Below are 18,280 nucleotides of genomic sequence, written 5' to 3'. Positions count from 1 at the left end.
GTTTTAAATCAATGGCACATAAAAAATCCCGGTGATTAAAAAAATCCGGGATTTATATTTTAAAAAGAGGCTGTTATTTAAACGCCACCCATTACCGTTAATTTTTCCATTGTTGGGTTAACGCTTCCACCCATTGGCTCTAAGGTTACAGCAAAAGCCTGTGCTTCCTGTATTGCCTGCATTTTTTGCAAGGCTTCAGTTGATGTTGAATCGCTTCGGCCGAAAACACCTAAGCTAACCGGTTTACCGTTTACTAGTGCCCATAGTTGGTACTCATGTGTTTTATCGGCTTTAGGTAAATCCATTGCTACATAATTAATCAACACAGATTTATCTTTTTTATTCCAGTAAACATTCATTTTCGATTTTGGACTGAATGCCTGCCCGGCCATGCGAATGGTTGCCCATTCTTTACTGTCGGCCATCGCGACCATATTATCCAAACCTTTGATATCAAATTCCAGTTTACTTACTACACCTGCAAATTTTTGTTTATCTAAATTAAGGCTTGCAATCTGGTCGTGAGCATCATTCAATTTGTTATAAGTAATGAATAGCGCACCTGTACTAATTACTAATAAAGCAATACAGGCAACCAGGGCATATCTTAAGGTTCTTATTTTGCCATCACTACCATCTAATCTGATAACTTTAGCTGCTTCGCCGTATTCAGGTGAAACCGATGCTTCGGCTAAATCTTCCTCATCACTAATACCAAGTTTTTCAAATAATTTAGTTTCTACATCTGCCGATGGTTCTATAGCATTTTGCATAGCATATTGCTCCATAGCCTGCTCAATTGCAGCTATTTCAGCTTTCACCTCAGGGTTTTGAGCCGCCATTTCCTCCACCTGCAACGCTTCCTCTGGCGATAAATCGCCAAGAACGTACAACTCAAGTACTCCGGATTCGATATATGCTTTTAAATTTTCCACGCTCAATTAAAATTCCTTCTCAATTCTATAATAGCCAACCGGATGCGGGTTTTAACCGTGCCCAATGGCAAATTTAACTTTTCTGCAGCTTCTACATGTGTAAAGCCTTTATAATAAACTAAATCGAGAACAGATTGCAACTCAGGCTTCAGATTCTCTACAAGTTGCTTTACACCCATAAAATCAGGGTTAAAAGTTACCTTGTTTTGTTCATCAACGAAACTTACGTTATTTTCTATATCTTGGTTTTTGAGTGAATTCTTAAAGTCTTTCGAACGAAGTTTATCTATTGAAAGATTCCGGGCGATGTTCATCATCCAGGTAAATAGTCTGCCCTTGGTATTATCATAGTTCGATGCCGATTGCCAGATCTTAACAAAGGTCTCCTGTAAAACGTCTTCAGCAAGTTCGGTATTGGTAATTATGCGGGAAATAACGCCATACAGCGCCGATGAGTACATACTGTACAATGTTTTTAGTACTGCTGAATCTTTCGATTGCAGTGCTGAAACAAGTTCGGGCTCAGTTAGGGTTAATTTTTTTAATGCAGTCACTATTGGTGCTAAGATACAATCTTCAACACAGAATGCAAAGAAATGTTTTGCAAATACACTCCATTCAGGAATGCGATTTTTAAAACTTTTTTAAATAAAAAGTGTGCCTATCAGAATTACGAAATTCCTTCGATCGGAAAAAGATGCTTTTCTGCGTGGTAAGAAGAACGGACAAGTGGGCCGCTTTCTACATACTTTAAGCCTTTGGCCAAACCAACTTCTTTATACATGGCAAATGTATCTGGATGAATCCAGTCTACAACCGGATGATGGTTTTTTGTTGGCTGCAAGTACTGACCTAAAGTTAAGATGTGAACGCCATTTGCTACTAAATCATCCATAGCTTCAAAAATATCTTCTTCAGTTTCACCTAATCCAAGCATAATGCCTGTTTTAGTTCTTAATCCAAATTCCGAAATTCTTTTCAAAGCTTCCAAACTCCTGTCGTATTTTGCCTGGATACGTACCTGCCTTGTTAATCGCTTAACGGTTTCCATGTTATGAGAAACCACTTCAGGTCGCTCATCCAAAACTCTGTATAAATTATCCCATTGGCCTTTAAAGTCGGGGATAAGGGTTTCTAAAGTAGTAACAGGGCTTTCTTTCCGGATAGCTTGTAAGGTTTGTGCCCAGATAATAGAACCACCATCCTTTAAATCATCGCGGTCAACTGAGGTGATTACGCAGTGTTTAACGCCCATTAGTTTTACCGAATTGGCAACACGGTTAGGTTCATCTAAATCTACAGCAAGCGGCCGTCCTGTAGCTACGGCACAGAACGAACAGCTGCGGGTGCAGATATTCCCTAAAATCATGAATGTTGCTGTACCTGCTCCCCAGCATTCGCCCATGTTCGGGCAATTGCCACTTTCGCAAATGGTGTGTAACTTATGCGTATCAACCAAGCCACGAACTTGCGCATATTCTTTCCCAACAGGCAATTTCACACGTAACCAATCAGGTTTACGTTTAACTTCAGTTACAGCAGGTACTACCGGTAAATCAATCATGATACAAAGTTAAGGATTAGGATTGAAATCTTGCAATGAAGAAATGTTTGAGGGTTGTAATAATATATTTGCTGCTGAAACTGGCTTTCCTATTAAATTACCTGTTTAAAAATGATTTGGAAAGGTGCTGCAATGCATATGGTTTGGGTTCGGTCCGTCTTTCCGCTGTATCCCCAACGAAAAAGTTGGGGGATGCCGCTGCAATACGGTTTAGGTGGCCAAAGCACTTAATACGACAACTTTACAAGGGCAAATCATAAAGCCTGTGAAAAGATAATTTATCCCAATAACCCCGCTGTAGAATGATTTTATCGTGCTTAACCTGGAAAAAGCCGCAACCTCTGAAACCTTTCGGATCCTGCCACTCCATTATTGCCCATTCGCTATCTTCAAATATGTTAACGGGCTTACAAACCATTTCTGCAGCAGCAAACTCTGCTTCGAACATCGCTCTTATTGCTGCTTTCCCTTCAACAGGCTGGTTGGCTACCTGGTGGTTAATAGCGTCATCAGCATACAAATCCGTTAATCTTTCTACATCAGCACCATTAAATGCTTCAACCCATAAATTTAATATTTCTTTGGCGCTCATAATCCAATACTCATTTCAAAAATTTTCTGTTCTTTAACTTCGATAAAGCCTGTTTTTTCATAAAACTTATGGCTCCCGGTTCTAAGGGTATTACATCTTACCTTAACTTTCTCAACTTTATAGGTCTCCGCCCATGCAATTACCTCGTCAATAAGTTTTTTGCCAATATTCATTTTTCTATGGTTTGCATCAACTACCAGTCCTGCAATTTCTACAAATTTTGGCGATTCTAACCGGATAGTGAAAAAGCCATGAATCCAACCAACCACTTTACCATCAATGGTTGCTACAAATGCACAATTATCCTGATTATTTCGGGTTGCTTTAATTCTTTCCTCCGTTTCAGGAACTGTTGTTTCGTAACCAAGTTGTGCTGACAAGCTGGTTACGGCATTTGCATCACTTTCTTCAATTTTTCTGATTTTGACCATGTTTTTAAATATAAAAAGAAAAAATTAATGCGTTAATTGCTTGCTGTAATTTTTGCAGGAATAAAATTCAATAAAAATGATTTTGTTAAAGTTTTGGTTTAAACTTTGTTAATATCTTATTGATTTTAATTTAATTTCTAATTTTTTAGCAATTTTTTGAGTATTAATTGCTCAAAAATTCGTGACATGTTTAAAATGATTCTAAATTTGTAACTCCTTTAATATAAGATGACAAAAAAGAAAAAGACAGTTGGTAAAACTGACGCAGATGTAATTTTAATTGGGGCAGGCATAATGAGTGCAACCCTGGGGGTTTTATTAAAAGAATTAGAGCCCAACTTAAGTATAGAAATTTACGAGCGACTTGATATTGCTGCGGCCGAAAGTTCTGATGCATGGAACAATGCGGGTACAGGTCACTCTGCTTTTTGTGAGTTAAATTACACGCCCGAAAAAAAGGACGGTACCGTTGAGACAAAAAAGGCAGTACAGATAGCTGAACATTTTGAAGTTTCCAAACAGTTTTGGGCTTATCTTATAGAAAAGGGTTTAGTTTCAAATCCTGAAAATTTCATTCGTAAAATTCCACATATGAGTTTTGTGTGGGGCAAGAAGAATGTAGATTACCTTAAAAAACGCTATGATGCTTTGCAGCAATGTGATTTGTTTAGCGATATGCAATACACAGAAGATGCGGAGCTTGTTAAAGAGTGGGCACCATTAATTATGGATGGCCGTAAGAAGAACGAGAAAATTGCCGCAACCAAAATGGATTTGGGGACTGATGTGAATTTCGGTTCTTTAACCCGCGATATGTTTAATCACCTTAAAGAACAACCTAATGTTAAACTTTATTTTAATCACGAAATCCGCGATTTGAAGAAAAATAAAGATGAGAACTGGATTGTTAAAGTAAAGGATTTGGAAAGTGGCGACAAAAGTAAACGTGTTGCAAAATTTGTTTTCATAGGTGCTGGTGGTGGCTCATTGCCATTGTTGGAAAAATCTGATATCCCTGAAGGAAAAGGTTTCGGCGGTTTCCCGGTTAGCGGGCAGTGGTTAAAATGTACCAACGAAGAAATTATTGCTAAACACCATGCTAAAGTTTATGGTAAAGCGGCTGTAGGTGCGCCACCAATGTCGGTACCACATTTAGACACCAGAATGATTAACGGTAAACAGGCTTTGTTATTTGGTCCTTACGCAGGCTTCTCAACGAAATTCTTAAAGAACGGCTCTTTCCTGGATTTACCGAAGTCGATTAAATTTAATAACATCCGTCCGATGCTTTCGGCAGGTTTACATAATCTCGACTTAACAAAATACCTGATTGAACAGGTTAGGCAATCGCCTGAAGACAGGCTGGAAGCATTAAAAGAATATTTACCTACAGCTGAATTAAAAGATTGGGAGTTGGAATACGCCGGACAACGTGTTCAGGTTATTAAGAAAGATGAGAAAAAAGGCGGTATTTTAGAGTTTGGTACCGAAGTAGTGAGTGCTGGTGATGGCTCTATTGCAGCCTTGCTGGGTGCTTCGCCGGGTGCTTCGACAGCGGTTTCCATTATGCTCGATTTATTAAATCGTTGCTTTAAAGAAGACCTTGCAACACCGGAGTGGCAGGCAAAAGTTAAAGAAATGATTCCGACTTATGGTAAGGAATTAGCCGCTGATGCTGTGCTTTGCAAAGAAACCAGAAACAGGACATCAAAAATATTAAAAATAGAAAAGGCTTAATTAAGCCACTTCAATATAAATAAAAAAAGCTAGTGAAAACTTTCACTAGCTTTTTTTATTTAACGTTATTAAGCATTAAGCTGCAATCACTTCTGCAACTTCTTCGGCAGATATATCGCTGTGCGATGATTCCAGAACACAATCACCATCCTTTATTAATAATATTTGTGGCGACTGGTGTGCTACCTGGAAAATCTCAGCTATTTTATTTGAAATCTCTCGGTATGCGATTAAATCCAGGAAATAAAGTTTTGTGTCTTCAGGAATGACATCCCAATCCATCTCAAAGTTTTTTCTGGCCATCATACTGATTGAGCAACGGGTACTGTGCTTAAAAATGAGGCTAAAACCGCTTGCGTTTTTTATTTCGTCAAGCTGTTCCATCGAAGTTAAATTAACCCAGGTCATGATAATTTTAAAATATGTTTATAGGTAAACACTTAGCAAAACTTTAAGTTCTGTAAATGACCAAAAAATGAAAAAGAATAGGAAATGACTAATTTCTTCTGCGTCTTCCTTCCGGATACGAACTGTATGCGGGACAAAGTTTAGAAGAACAAGCTTCTAAAATGGTAATGGTGCAAAACACCGCCAATAAAAGGATGGCAACTTTTTTCATTCTTATAAGTTTATTTTCAAAGGCTAATAAGCAGTTATAGCTTAAATTTTATACGTTGAATATGAATTATACTTTTCTTCAGCGTATTCTTTTAATAGCCCTAATGTACAAATAATTATTAAAAGATAATGTTAAATGTTTGCAGAAAAATCGGCCATTTTAATTGCCGTAATTGCTGCTTCATCGCCTTTATTGCCATGTTTACCACCTGCACGGTCTTGTGCCTGCTCTAGGTTATTGGTTGTTAAAACTCCAAAAATTACCGGTTTACTGTATTTAATGCCAACATTTGTAAGTCCCTGAGCTACTGCATCGCAAATAAAATCGAAGTGTTTGGTATCGCCCTGAATTACACAGCCAAGGCAGATTACGCCATCAAGGTCTGCTCTTTTACTTAGTAGAATTTCTGCACCACCAGTTAATTCGAAACTACCCGGAACGGGCAATGAAATAATATTTTCCTCTTTAACACCGTTTTCCAAAAGTGTTTTTAAGGCACCATTATACAATGCGCCTGTAATTTCGGCATTCCATTCGGCAACAATGATCCCGAATTTATAGTTTGAACCATCTGGAACTGTTGTGTGCGAAAAATCGGATAGATTTTTTAATTGACTTGACATAGCACAAAGATAACGCTATGTAGTTAATGTTAAAAGAGGCGAATGTTTAAATGTTGTAAGTTTATTAAATCAGCTGAATATCACTGTAAGTTGCGCCAATAGGTATAGATTTCTCTCCAATCCAGATTTGATTTTTATCGAATCTGGAAACTTTATCTTTCGATATGATAAAGGCCCGATGGCAACGGATAAAGTTGTTTTTAGGTAATAAATCAGCCAGATCATTAATCGTGATCCTTGAACTGATAAGTTTATGTTTTAGCTGAATTTGCGTATAATTTCCTGAAGCCTCAATATAAAAAATTTCATTTAATTCAACCTTTACTTGTTCATACCCATCTTTTACAAAAATATATTCAGGTTTGGCTTCCGAACGTTGATTGCGGAAATTGAACAGTTCCTGAGCTTTGTTACAGGCCTTTAAAAAACGCGATAATGAGAAAGGTTTTAACAAATAATCAACCGCATCAAGTTCAAAACTTTGCACAGCATGCTCCGTATAAGCCGTTGTAAATATTACCATTGGCGGATTACTCAAGCTTTTTAAAAAGTCTATGCCACTGATATCAGGCATTTTGATGTCAAGAAAAATTAAGTCGGTTTTATTTGCCTGCAAATAACTGATTGCTTCAAAAGCATTTGTGAAAGTTGCTGTTAATTCAACAAAGGGAACTTTTGAAGCATGAGTTTTAATAATGTCAAGTGCTATCGGTTCATCATCTATTGCAATGGCGGTCATATCTCTTTTTAGGGTTACCTACCTTAATATCGTTTAATTATTTGGATTATCTCAAACCTTTAGGTTTAGTAAAATTGTTTTTAAGTTCTTACCTGCACTTCTATGGCGCCCAGCGTAACAATTAATCGATTACTTTCACGATAGCTTGTAACCTTGAGTCTGGTTTAAATATCAATCTAACTGTAAAGTTAAGTGAATAAAAAACTCTTTTGCGCTTTCGCGGATAATCAATTCGTGTTTACCATGGTAAAGAAGCGTTAAACGTTGTTTCACATTCTCCAGACCAATACCGCTTTTTAGCTTTTCAGGATCGTTGTCTGCTTTTAAATGGATACTGTTGTGAACATCAAAATAAAGTGTTTTCTCTTTAGTTTGAAGCGTTATTTTAATATGAGAAGGTTGCTGTAAACTAATTCCATGTTTAAAAGCATTTTCTACAAAAGGAATCAGTAACATTGGGGTAATCTGAAGATTATTGAGCTGCTCATCAATTTGCGTCTCTATTCTGATGTCCGCGGAACGAGAAGTTCTGAGCTTTTGTAAATCTATATAGTTGTTCAGGTATTCTACTTCGCGGGTAAGTGAAATTTTATCCTGCATATTTTCGTGCAACATAAAACGCATCATGTCGCCAAGCTTCTGTATACCCTCGCCGGTACGTTCTGCATTTTCCTGCAAAGCTGTACCAAATAAGGTATTTAGTGCATTGAACAAGAAATGTGGATTAATCTGCGATTGCAGAAAACTCAGGTTTGCATCAGATTTGCCTAATTCAGTTTTTAATGTTCTGATTTCAGTTCGGTTTGCCAGTCTCTTTTTATAAATATACCACGATAAAGGTGCACTGATAATTAATTGTGTTGGCAGATAAAATAAGAATACAACGAAAAACATTTCCATCCGCCAGATAAACATGGCGGCTATTAATCCGAGAGGAACGGTTAGTAAAATTGAAATAAAGAATACCTGCCAGAAATAAACTTTAAATGGCTTTCCTTTAGCCGTATTTTGTGGTAGAAGGGTGTAGATAGAATAAATTACAATGCCGATGGTTGCGAAAATTACCAGGGTCCAGCATAGACTGATTTCGATTGCCGAGCGACTCGATACCCATAGTAGAAGACCAACGAACCAGAAGGCTAAGCCGAAGCCAATATCCATCCGCATTTGTACACCATCGTCTGCATTTTTATTTTTGTGTTCGGCTAAATAACCTAAAAAGGCCTTTAAAAGTGAGTAGGCAGAAATAATAACAATAGACCACATGCTGTAAACGTAGCCCCGAAAGAAAACCCGGTTATAAGCATCTTGCAAATTTTCATAATCAAATAAGGTATAAGCTTCCGAGTAAGTTTTACATACACTAAATACAAGGCCACCAATAAGAAAAATACCAGCAAGGAAAAAACTGTTGGCAACTATGTTTCGCTTACTGATCAGAGCAGGCATAATGCAGAAATTTATTGCCAGAAAACTAAAGTAGAGTATCGAGAACCTGAATAATTCTGGTACGAGGTAATTGGAAAAATAAGAGTATTTTATTTTCTCGTTTAAAAAGTAATAATAACTTTCATTGCGGATTCTTCCATCTGCACCGGAAATAAGTAAAATAATGATTAAAACATAAAGCGCTGTAGAAATCCAGAATTCAATTTTGCGTAAATCTTTAAAATCCATTGTATTTGTTTTGATGCTGCAAGTTTACTTCGGTAGTCGCAATATATTTTTAAAATGTGATAGAAGTGATGAAAAATGTGATGAATGAATGAGAATTTCAATATTCAGCACTTTAAGTTATCAAAGATTAGCTGTAAGTTATAGATTGATCGGGAAATGATATTCTTCATATCAACCTTTAAGATACACATAGATTGTTACCTTTGCTTTTCAATAGTGCATAACACATTCATTCACTCATTCAAAAATTCAGAATATTATGGTTGTTTACGGAATCCCAAACTGCAATACAGTAAAAAAGGCCTTAGACTGGTTAAAGGCAAATAAAATCGACTTTGAATTTCACGATTTTAAGAAAAAGGGAGTAACTGCCGAAAAGTTAAATGAATGGTGCAAAGTTTTTGGCTGGGAAACAGTGCTTAACCGTAAAGGGTTAACCTGGAAAAAGCTTACAAAAGAAGAGCAACTTGAAATAGATAACCAGGAGAAGGCTATAACATATTTAATTCAAAATACCAGTGCTATTAAAAGACCCGTGGTTGAAAAAGACGGTCATGCAATTTTAATTTCTTTCGATGAAAGCGTTTATGCTGAAACACTTGGCTAGGACCTTTGTTGTATGTTAAAGTTTGTTAAATCATAATTTTAACATTTAAACTAATATATTTTTGGGTATGTATAAGCTGATCATTTTTTTACTTCTAGCCGTTCCTGTTGGTGTTTTTGCACAATCAACTGTTGTTACCGGTGGTGTTTACGATAATTCAAAGAAATCGGTTACCATTCCGGGTGTTACCATCAGAAACTTAAATAATAAAAAAATAACGACTTCCAGCGCTTCAGGGAAATTTACAATTGCGGCAAATAATGGCGATTTAATTGAGTTTTCGATGGTAGGTTATGTTACTGATACCTTATACCTGGTTAGTTTGTTACCAAAAACCATTTACATGGTTGAAAAAAATAATAACCTTAATGATGTTAATATTCAGGGCGTAAAAATTAACAAAGAAATTCTAAGTCCCGATCCACTTGCGGAGAAGTATACCTTAATGGGGACAGGTGGTAATTTAGATCGTAAGAAAATGACTGATAAAGTTGGCGGTTTAAGTTTGAATCTTGGTTATGGCAAATATAAACGGCAACAAAGAAAAGAAGCCGAGTTAGAAGAACGTGACAGATATCTTTCGGAAATTGATGATAACTTTAATGAAAAATCAATCGGCAACCTGATTAAACTACAAGGTGATGATTTGAAAAACTTTATGATCATTTACCGGCCTTCAGTTCAGCAGGTACAGGCAGAGCGACCTTTTAAATATTCATATTATATTGTTCAGGCCTATCATGCCTGGTTAAAACTCTCGCCGGCCGAACGGAAACTTCAGGATCTACCGGCTTTAAAAAAAGAAAATTAGACCGATTTAGCTGTTTTCTATCGTCTGCATAACTCTTTGTAAAGTAACATTATAAGCACAAATAATTCTCATTGTGCTTATTTTTTATATTTGCCGCCAAATAACTTATATCATGAATATCAGACTAAACAAATTAATCACCTCGTGTTTGGTTTGTATGTCAGTTGCATTTTCTGCAACTGCCCAGCAAGCAAGCACGCCAACCGCTCCTCCAACCAATTACAGTCCTGCAGAAGCATTCGGGCCGCTCTTTTATACACAAAATGGTAACGAATTTCGTTCGGCTAATGGCGCTCCTGGGGCTAAATACTGGCAAAACAGGGTAGATTATAATATCACCGCTAGCCTTGATGAAACTAAAAATATGGTTAGCGGAACGGTAACCATTACATACAAAAATAATAGTCCTGATAAATTGCCTTATTTATGGTTACAATTGGATCAGAATACTTTCAAAGAAGGTTCAAGAGGACAGCAGGTTACTCCGGCGCGTAGCCGTTATGGCGCACAAGGCGAAAAATTTGATGGAGGCTATAAAATCAGCAACGTTAGTGTTTCACAAAAAGCTACGGCGGTTAAGTTTACGTCGATTATAGAGGATACCCGCATGCAAATCCGTTTGGTTCAGCCAATGGCTGCTAATGGCGATGTAGTTACCATTAAAATGGATTATTCTTACATAGTTCCGAAAGAGGGTTCGGATAGAACTGGTCATTTAACTACCCAGAACGGTGAAATATTTGCCATTGCACAATGGTTTCCACGTATGTGTGTGTACGATGATGTATTAGGCTGGAATACCTTACCTTATTGGGGAGGTGGTGAGTTCTATTGCGAGTATGGCGATATTACTTATGCTATTACGGCACCTGCTACACACATTGTTATGGGTTCAGGGGAATTGCTAAATCCACAGGAAGTATTTACCACCGAGCAATTGAAAAGATGGAATGCAGCTAAAGCCAGCGATGCAACGGTACACATCCGCTCTGCTGAAGAAGTTACTGATCCAAAATCTCGCCCTGCGAAAGATAAATTAACCTGGAAATTCAAAATTATGAATGCCAGAGATGCTGCATGGGCATCATCGAAAGCTTTTGTTCTTGATGCCGCTCGTATCAACTTCCCGAGTGGAAGAAAAGGACTGGCAGTTTCAGCACAACCAATTGAAAGTAATGGCAACGATGGTTATGGACGTGGTGTGGAGTATGTAAAATCTTCAATTGAACACTATTCTACAAAATGGTTCGAATTTCCTTATCCAATGGCGGTTAACGTAGCAACGAATATTGGTGGTATGGAATATCCGGGTATTGTTTTCTGCGGATGGAAAGCTAAAAATGCCTCTGCATGGGGTGTTATCGATCATGAATTTGGCCACTCATGGTTTCCTATGATTGTTGGTTCGAACGAACGTAAATACGGCTGGATGGATGAGGGTTTCAATACTTTTATCAATGGTATTTCGGCACAGAACTTTAATAAAGGCGAATATAAGCCAAGGGTTACAGATATGAACCGTATTGGTAAAGCAGTTATTGGAAATCCGGCACAGGAAAACATCATGTTAATGCCTGATGGAATGGCTGAAAGAAATATTGGTGTAAACCTTTACAGTAAGCCAGGCTGGGGTTTAAATATTTTAAGAGACCAGGTTTTAGGCGAAGATAGGTTTGATTATGCTTTCCGCCAGTATATTAAAAACTGGGCATTTAAACATCCAACACCTTTCGACTTTTTCCGCTCGATGGAAAATGGTGCCGGCGAAGATTTAGCATGGTTCTGGAGAAGCTGGTGGTTAAATAACTGGAAAATGGATCAGGCAATTGGCGATGTTCAGGCAGTAAAAACCGACGGCAACATCACTGGTTATACAATCAGGGTAAACAACCTGGAGAAAATGCCAATGCCAATTATCCTTCAGGTTAAAACAAAAAGCGGCAAAACAGATATCATTAAATTACCTGTTGATGTTTGGATGAAAAATACCACTTGGTTGGTTCGTTATCCAACAACTGAAGAGGTTGTATCGGTTGTTTTAGATCCGAATAAAGTTTTACCAGATAGTAATGCAGATAATAATACCTGGAATGCACCTGCAAACTAAGGTCCCAAAATGATTAAAAGCCCCTTAACCGAGCAGGTTAAGGGGCTTTTTTTATTGCATAATATTAACACAGCCGAAATCATAAAATGATAATTTTACAGCAGATGAAAGAAAATATTTTGGAAATAAGTAATCCCGAAGGGATATATGATCCCCGCCCTCACGGTTATTCGCATGTGGCAGCAGTTTCGGCAAAAGATTTATTGGTTTTTGTTGCAGGGCAAGGCGGGAGCAGGGAAGATGGGGTCTTAAGCAATGATTTCAGAACACAAGTAAAAATTGTATTCGAAAATATAAAAACTGCCCTGGGAAGTAAGGGTTTGAGTTTTGAGCATATCGCAAAACTTACAACATTAGTTGTAGATTATAATGAGGAAAAGCATAAGGTACTTATCGAAGAATCAAACCTAATATGGCCTGATTTAAAATTTCCTGTTAATACACTTATTCCGGTGCAGAGACTGGCATTAGATGGAATGCTAATTGAAATTGATGCTACAGCAGTAGCTTTTTAAAGCGGATTAATGGAAGGTAACAAGCAAAATGTTTTTGAGGTTTATGATAAAATTGGCGATTGGTTTGCCGAGCACCGCCCGAAAGGATTAATCGAAAAAAAATACCTCAATAACATAATTTCTTTAATTCCCGAAGATGGGCATATTCTTGATGTTGGTTGCGGTACAGGAATACCCATGCTTAAATATTTTATCGATTCTGGTATTAAGGTTACCGGCGTAGATGCCAGTAAGAAGATGCTAAGCATGGCCAGACAGAATTTTCCTGATACTGAATTTATACTCGCAGATATGCGGGAACTTGATTTAGGCAAAAAATATAATGCAATAATTGCCTGGCATAGTTTCTTTCATCTTCCAGCTGCACATCAGCCGGGGGTAATAGTAAGCTTCAAAGCACATTTACAAGCCGGTGGTGTTTTACTTTTTACATCTGGTACAACCAATGGAGAAGCCTGGGGCTTAAATGGCGGCGAAAACCTGTTCCATGCTTCTTTAGATACAGCTGAATATAAATCGATTCTGGAGAAAAACAACTTTAGCCTATTGGAACATAAAATTGATGACCCTGAATGCGGTTATGCTACAGTTTGGCTGGCTCAATATAATCCTCAATAATTCATAATTTGAATTAACTTTGCAGCATGGCTGAACAGCAAAAAAATAATCCGCTTCACGGCATCACCCTCGAAAGAATTGTAACCGATCTTCAGTTACACTATGGCTGGGAAAAATTGGGTCAGTTAGTCAGGATAGATTGTTTTAATAATAACCAAAGTATTAAATCAAGCCTGAAATTTTTAAGAAGAATGGATTGGGCCAGAAAAAAAGTGGAAGACTTATACCTCAGTACTTTTCATAAATAAACCTAAATTTTTTGGATTGATGATAATTCATTAATTCTTCATGTTGTATTTGGAGATTTATTAAACAATTAACAAGGTTTATTAATCAATAATCAAAGCGCAAAATGAAAGCAATTAAAATTTTAATGATCGCCCTTGTAGCTGCATTTACCGTAAATACAGTAAGTGCACAAACAACTACACCAGCAAAAGCTAAAACAGAGAAAACACAGGTTAAAAAAGTTCACAAAAAACATCATCACAAACACAAAGCAAAGAAAGCTGCAGCAAAAGTATAATACAAGCACAATTGAAATAAAATTGAGAACCCCGGCAATAACCGGGGTTTTCTTTTTTAAGAAAAATAGAATTTAGCTGTCACATTTTGGTTTTTATGGTGTCTTATGAGTGTTAGTTGCTGTTGGCGTACTAATATCAAACCAAACAATAAGTACAATTTTCACATGAAAAACCTTTTTTTAGCACTTTTATGCCTATTATCTACGAAAGTCTTCGCACAAGATAATGGTAGCATTTCCGGGAAAATTATTGATAGTAAAACCAATCAGCCATTGGAATATGCCGGTATAATTTTATCCGGCAAAGCGGATTCGACAAAAAAAATAGGCGTGGTTTCAAATAACTTAGGTGTATTTACTTTCGCAACAGTAACACCAGGTGATTATATAATTAAGGTATCGGTAATTAGTTACAATCCGGTAATGAAAAATATTACGGTTACTACTAAACCACTAAATCTTGGAACAATTAAACTACAGGAAGATGCAATTTCCTTAAAAGATGTAGCTGTTAACGGCCGGTTTTCTACAGCTACTGTAAAAAAGGATACTGTGGAATTTAATGCAGAGGCTTACAAAACAAGGCCAAATGCTGCGGTTGAAGATTTACTGAAAAAGCTGCCAGGTGTAACCATCGATCAGGATGGAAGTATTCTGGTGCAAGGCCAAAAGGTAACCCGCTTAACGGTTGATGGAAAAGACTTTTTTGGAACTGACCCTAAAACGGCAACCAAAAACTTACCTGCCGATGCGATTGCAAAAGTGCAGCTGATTGATAGTAAAACACTCGAAGCCAAGGCAACAGGCATTGATGATGGACAAAGGGAAAAAGTTTTGAATTTAACGATAAAGGAAGATAAGAAAAAAGGTTGGTTTGGCAACGCAAACCTGGCAGGCGGCACTACTGATAAGTACAGCGGCTACCTAAGTGCTAACCATTTTAACAAGAACCTGCAGTTTGCCGTTTTAGGGATGACAAATAACACCAACGAAGCAAGTTTCGGCTTTGATGACCTGAGTAGTTTTAGCGGTGGAAATATCGGGAATATATTTGCTCCGCCAGCCGGTGGAAGTTTTTCGATTAATGGTAATAATGGTAAAGTAACTGTTGGTGGAAGTGGTGTTTTCGATAACAATGCTATTGGTTTATACAGTACCCACAGCGGGGGCTTAAACTATAGTAACAGTTGGGGTAAAAATAATAAACTGGCCATCAGTGGGAGCTATTTTACCTATTTCTCATCAGGTTTGGGCAATAAGCTATCGAACATTCAGGATTTAAGTTCGGGCGATATTTTGCGCACATTGGATAATACCGACCGTAATAGCGATAATCAGGCCCATCGTTTTAATTTTAAGGCAGAATATCATCCCGATTCGTTAACAGATGTCGTTTTAAGACCAAATGTAATCTTAAACAGTACGACCAATATTAACAATCGTTTCTTTAACTCAAGTTTTGATGATACCGGCAAAGCTAATGATGGAACACAATATTACAACCAGCACAATTTTACTCCATCACTATTTGGAGAGTTTTCTATTTTGCGCAGGTTGGCAAATAAAAAAGGGTCAATTTCCATCCGTTTAAACGGTACACAAAATACTTTTAATTCCGATTGGTTAAACCGTTCGCTCCTAACCCAGTATACAAATGGTTCGCCAACGGTTACTAATATCAATCAGGAGGCCAGTCAGGAAAACGCCGCTAAAACCTATACCGGAAATGTAAATTATGCCCGCCAGTTAAATAAGAAATGGAGTGCAAATGTTGGTTACGCTTATTCTAAAAGCATAACCGACGCAACGCAGCTTACTTACGATTATAACCCGGCAACAGGAAATTATGAAACAGTTGTACCATCGTTAACCAACACATTTGATAATCAAAATAGTTTGCAAATTGCAGGTCTTGGCTTTATCTATACCGGAAAAGACTGGACCTACAATTTCGGGGTAAATGCCCAGGAAAGTGCTTTAGATGCAAAGATGTTTAATAATGTTGGTGCTAATACTGGTAATATCGAGAAAACATATTATAACCTTTTGCCAAGACTAACAGTAAACTTTAAAAATAAAGCGAACCAAACATTGGTGGCTAACTACAGAGCGAGTGTAAACTTACCTTCGGTAACTGATTTACAACCTGTACAAAACAATACTAACCCGCTTTACCAGCGCCAGGGAAATCCTGATTTGGAAGCGAGAAAAAGTCATCGAATTTCTGTAAACTTTAATACTTTTAGTCCTGATAATAACCGCTATTGGAATGGTTATTTCCTTTATAATTTAGCTTTTGATGACATCGGAAATAACATTACTTACAATAACGGCATCCAGTACGTTAAGCCTGTTAATGTTGATGGAAATTTTTATGTTAGGGCTGGAACATATTTTGGGATGCCATCTAAAATTAAAGGATTAAGGATGAATTATGGTGCAAATGTTTTCACCGAGCGCAGAACAAACTTCATCAGCGATGCTAAAAACATAACAAACCGTTATGAAATAGGACCGAATTTAAACTGGAGTTATGATATTGAGGATAAATTTAATGCCGGGATATTTGCTTATGTAGGATATACCAAAGTAAATAATTCATTAGAATCGGCGGTTGATAATAAATACTTTACCTTAAATAACACCCTAAACTTAAGTTATGAGTTTATCAAGAACCTTCGCATAGAAGCCGATTTAAATCATATCGGATCTGCCGGAAGAGCTGATGGGTTTAATAATAATTATTTCCTGCTTAATGCCGGTATCAATAAGTTTATTATGGAACGAAGAATTACCTTAAGTTTAAAAGGATTTGATATCCTGAAACAAAACACATCCATTGATCGGATTGTAAACAGCAGCAGGATAGAAGATGTCCGCTACAATAACATCACCAGGTACTTTTTCCTTTCGTTAAATTATAAGCTAACAAAAGTAGGTGCAAATAAGGAACGCAATAATCCAAGGAGTACTGTTAATTAAAGGTGTTGATTTTCATAATCTCCGGTAATCAGGTTGGTTGCTCACTAATCGGATTGCGGGATTTTCAAATGAACCAATAGCGTTTCGGATTTCCGGCATGTGCTAAAATCGCTAACATCCTAATTCATAAGCCTGAACTCAAAACTTTCAGCATTAAAAAAATTCACTTAACCCCTTGATTTTTAAAAAGAATTGTTCTACTTTTGCAGTCCGTTTTATGGGCTATCCGTAAGGATGCCGGGGGAGCGGTAAATTTTTAATAAAAAACATAAAAAAGCACAATGCCAACTATTCAACAATTAGTTAGAAAAGGTAGAGTAGCACTGGAGTTCAAGAGTAAGTCTCCAGCGTTGGACAGCTGTCCACAGCGAAGAGGTGTATGTACACGTGTGTACACCACTACCCCTAAAAAACCAAACTCAGCAATGCGTAAAGTTGCCCGTGTTCGTTTAACGAACGGTAAAGAGGTGAATGCTTACATTCCTGGAGAAGGTCACAACTTACAAGAGCACTCAATCGTATTGATTCGTGGTGGTCGTGTTAAAGATTTACCAGGTGTACGTTATCACATCATCCGTGGTGCATTAGATACATCAGGTGTTGCTGGTCGTAACCAACGTCGTTCGAAATATGGTACTAAACGTCCTAAACCAGGTCAGGCAGCTGCTGCACCTGCAAAAGGAAAGAAAAAATAATCGGGAGGAAATAAGAAATGAGAAAGTCAAAACCAAAAAAGAGAATTATTCTTCCTGATCCAAAATTCAATGATGTTCAGGTAACTCGTTTTGTAAACAATATGATGTACGATGGAAAAAAATCTATCGCTTACGCTATTTTTTATGATGCTGTTGAATTGGCTGAGAAAAAAGCTGGTGAAAATGGTTTAGAGATATTTAAACGTGCATTAACTAACATTATGCCTGCTGTAGAGGTTAAATCTCGTCGTGTAGGTGGTGCTAACTTCCAGGTTCCAACTGAGGTTAGACCAGAGCGTAAAACTGCGCTTGGTATGAAATGGTTAATTTTATATGCTCGTAAACGTGGTGAAAAAACCATGAAAGAGAAATTAGCTGGTGAAATGGTAGCTGCTGCTAAAGGCGAAGGTGCTGCTGTTAAAAAGAAAGAAGATACGCATAAAATGGCTGAAGCTAACAAAGCGTTCTCTCACTTCAGATTCTAATTTAGAATTAATTACAC

The 18,280-nt window shown here is 37.3% G+C and carries 21 protein-coding genes; 11 read left to right on the top strand and 10 right to left on the bottom strand.

Translation table 11 applies throughout. The features are described from left to right. Positions 1-77: 77 nt before the first annotated feature. The 5 genes from R2R71_RS11095 to R2R71_RS11075 form a co-directional block, all read right to left on the bottom strand. On the bottom strand, positions 78-935 hold the full coding sequence (locus R2R71_RS11095) for an anti-sigma factor domain-containing protein (protein WP_316831329.1): 858 nt from the start codon (positions 933-935) through the stop codon (positions 78-80). Positions 936-937: 2 nt separating this feature from the next. After that, positions 938-1,489, bottom strand: coding sequence for an RNA polymerase sigma factor (locus tag R2R71_RS11090; RefSeq protein ID WP_316831328.1), 552 nt, complete (start codon positions 1,487-1,489; stop codon positions 938-940). Positions 1,490-1,605: 116 nt separating this feature from the next. Continuing rightward, a complete protein-coding gene (gene lipA, locus R2R71_RS11085; RefSeq protein ID WP_316831327.1) occupies positions 1,606-2,499 on the bottom strand; it encodes a lipoyl synthase in 894 nt (297 codons plus the stop codon). 241 nt (positions 2,500-2,740) lie between these two features. Beyond that, on the bottom strand, positions 2,741-3,091 hold the full coding sequence (locus R2R71_RS11080) for a nuclear transport factor 2 family protein (RefSeq protein WP_316831326.1): 351 nt from the start codon (positions 3,089-3,091) through the stop codon (positions 2,741-2,743). Next, the gene (locus R2R71_RS11075) at positions 3,088-3,522 is read right to left on the bottom strand and encodes a GNAT family N-acetyltransferase (RefSeq protein ID WP_316831325.1); all 435 of its coding nucleotides are present in this window, start codon (positions 3,520-3,522) and stop codon (positions 3,088-3,090) included. Before R2R71_RS11075 ends, R2R71_RS11080 begins: the two co-directional genes overlap by 4 nt. A 228-nt stretch (positions 3,523-3,750) precedes the next feature. Between R2R71_RS11075 and R2R71_RS11070 the strand changes: the two genes are divergently transcribed. Next, a complete protein-coding gene (locus R2R71_RS11070) occupies positions 3,751-5,259 on the top strand; it encodes a malate:quinone oxidoreductase (RefSeq protein WP_316831324.1) in 1,509 nt (502 codons plus the stop codon). A gap of 75 nt (positions 5,260-5,334) precedes the next feature. Here the strand turns inward: R2R71_RS11070 and ytxJ are convergent, their stop codons facing one another. From ytxJ to R2R71_RS11045, 5 genes are all read right to left on the bottom strand, one after another. Then, entirely contained in the window at positions 5,335-5,667 is a 333-nt protein-coding gene (gene ytxJ / locus R2R71_RS11065; RefSeq protein ID WP_316831323.1) for a bacillithiol system redox-active protein YtxJ, read from the bottom strand. A gap of 88 nt (positions 5,668-5,755) precedes the next feature. Continuing rightward, positions 5,756-5,878, bottom strand: a complete 123-nt coding sequence (locus R2R71_RS11060; protein WP_316831322.1) for a hypothetical protein — start codon at positions 5,876-5,878, stop codon at positions 5,756-5,758. 131 nt (positions 5,879-6,009) lie between these two features. Then, positions 6,010-6,501: a 6,7-dimethyl-8-ribityllumazine synthase gene (gene ribH, locus R2R71_RS11055; protein ID WP_316831321.1), complete on the bottom strand. Its 492-nt coding sequence runs from the start codon at positions 6,499-6,501 to the stop codon at positions 6,010-6,012. A gap of 64 nt (positions 6,502-6,565) precedes the next feature. Continuing rightward, on the bottom strand, positions 6,566-7,240 hold the full coding sequence (locus R2R71_RS11050) for a LytTR family DNA-binding domain-containing protein (RefSeq protein WP_316831320.1): 675 nt from the start codon (positions 7,238-7,240) through the stop codon (positions 6,566-6,568). A gap of 171 nt (positions 7,241-7,411) precedes the next feature. Further along, on the bottom strand, positions 7,412-8,917 hold the full coding sequence (locus R2R71_RS11045; RefSeq protein WP_316831319.1) for a sensor histidine kinase: 1,506 nt from the start codon (positions 8,915-8,917) through the stop codon (positions 7,412-7,414). Positions 8,918-9,176: 259 nt separating this feature from the next. On the opposite strand from R2R71_RS11045, the gene R2R71_RS11040 reads away from it, so the two are divergent. The 10 genes from R2R71_RS11040 to rpsG all read left to right on the top strand — a co-directional run bounded on the left by R2R71_RS11040 (position 9,177) and on the right by rpsG (position 18,263). After that, positions 9,177-9,524: a Spx/MgsR family RNA polymerase-binding regulatory protein gene (locus R2R71_RS11040; RefSeq protein ID WP_316831318.1), complete on the top strand. Its 348-nt coding sequence runs from the start codon at positions 9,177-9,179 to the stop codon at positions 9,522-9,524. A gap of 67 nt (positions 9,525-9,591) precedes the next feature. After that, positions 9,592-10,335 (top strand): hypothetical protein, encoded by a 744-nt coding sequence (locus R2R71_RS11035; RefSeq protein WP_316831317.1) that lies wholly within the window; start codon positions 9,592-9,594, stop codon positions 10,333-10,335. Positions 10,336-10,447: 112 nt separating this feature from the next. Next, positions 10,448-12,442 carry a M1 family metallopeptidase gene (locus R2R71_RS11030; protein ID WP_316831316.1) on the top strand — a complete coding sequence of 665 codons (1,995 nt, stop codon included), beginning with the start codon at positions 10,448-10,450 and terminating at the stop codon, positions 12,440-12,442. 86 nt (positions 12,443-12,528) lie between these two features. Further along, entirely contained in the window at positions 12,529-12,957 is a 429-nt protein-coding gene (locus tag R2R71_RS11025) for a RidA family protein (protein WP_316831315.1), read from the top strand. 9 nt (positions 12,958-12,966) lie between these two features. Further along, complete coding sequence (locus R2R71_RS11020) at positions 12,967-13,575, top strand: class I SAM-dependent methyltransferase (protein ID WP_316831314.1); 609 nt, start codon at positions 12,967-12,969, stop codon at positions 13,573-13,575. A gap of 26 nt (positions 13,576-13,601) precedes the next feature. Beyond that, positions 13,602-13,823, top strand: a complete 222-nt coding sequence (locus R2R71_RS11015) for a VF530 family protein (RefSeq protein ID WP_316831313.1) — start codon at positions 13,602-13,604, stop codon at positions 13,821-13,823. 104 nt (positions 13,824-13,927) lie between these two features. Beyond that, complete coding sequence (locus R2R71_RS11010) at positions 13,928-14,101, top strand: hypothetical protein (protein ID WP_316831312.1); 174 nt, start codon at positions 13,928-13,930, stop codon at positions 14,099-14,101. A 165-nt stretch (positions 14,102-14,266) separates the two neighbouring features. Beyond that, positions 14,267-17,083 (top strand): TonB-dependent receptor, encoded by a 2,817-nt coding sequence (locus R2R71_RS11005; RefSeq protein WP_316831311.1) that lies wholly within the window; start codon positions 14,267-14,269, stop codon positions 17,081-17,083. A 281-nt stretch (positions 17,084-17,364) separates the two neighbouring features. Next, positions 17,365-17,778 (top strand): 30S ribosomal protein S12, encoded by a 414-nt coding sequence (gene rpsL, locus R2R71_RS11000; protein WP_010599925.1) that lies wholly within the window; start codon positions 17,365-17,367, stop codon positions 17,776-17,778. Positions 17,779-17,795: 17 nt separating this feature from the next. Then, positions 17,796-18,263 (top strand): 30S ribosomal protein S7, encoded by a 468-nt coding sequence (gene rpsG / locus R2R71_RS10995; protein WP_316831310.1) that lies wholly within the window; start codon positions 17,796-17,798, stop codon positions 18,261-18,263. The last annotated feature ends 17 nt before the right edge of the window (positions 18,264-18,280 follow it).

It is taken from the genome of Pedobacter aquatilis (assembly GCF_032678405.1).
Lineage (GTDB): Bacteria > Bacteroidota > Bacteroidia > Sphingobacteriales > Sphingobacteriaceae > Pedobacter > Pedobacter aquatilis_A.
The sequence above is the reverse complement of the archived record's forward strand: the minus strand, read 5'-3'. Positions and strand labels throughout refer to the sequence as shown.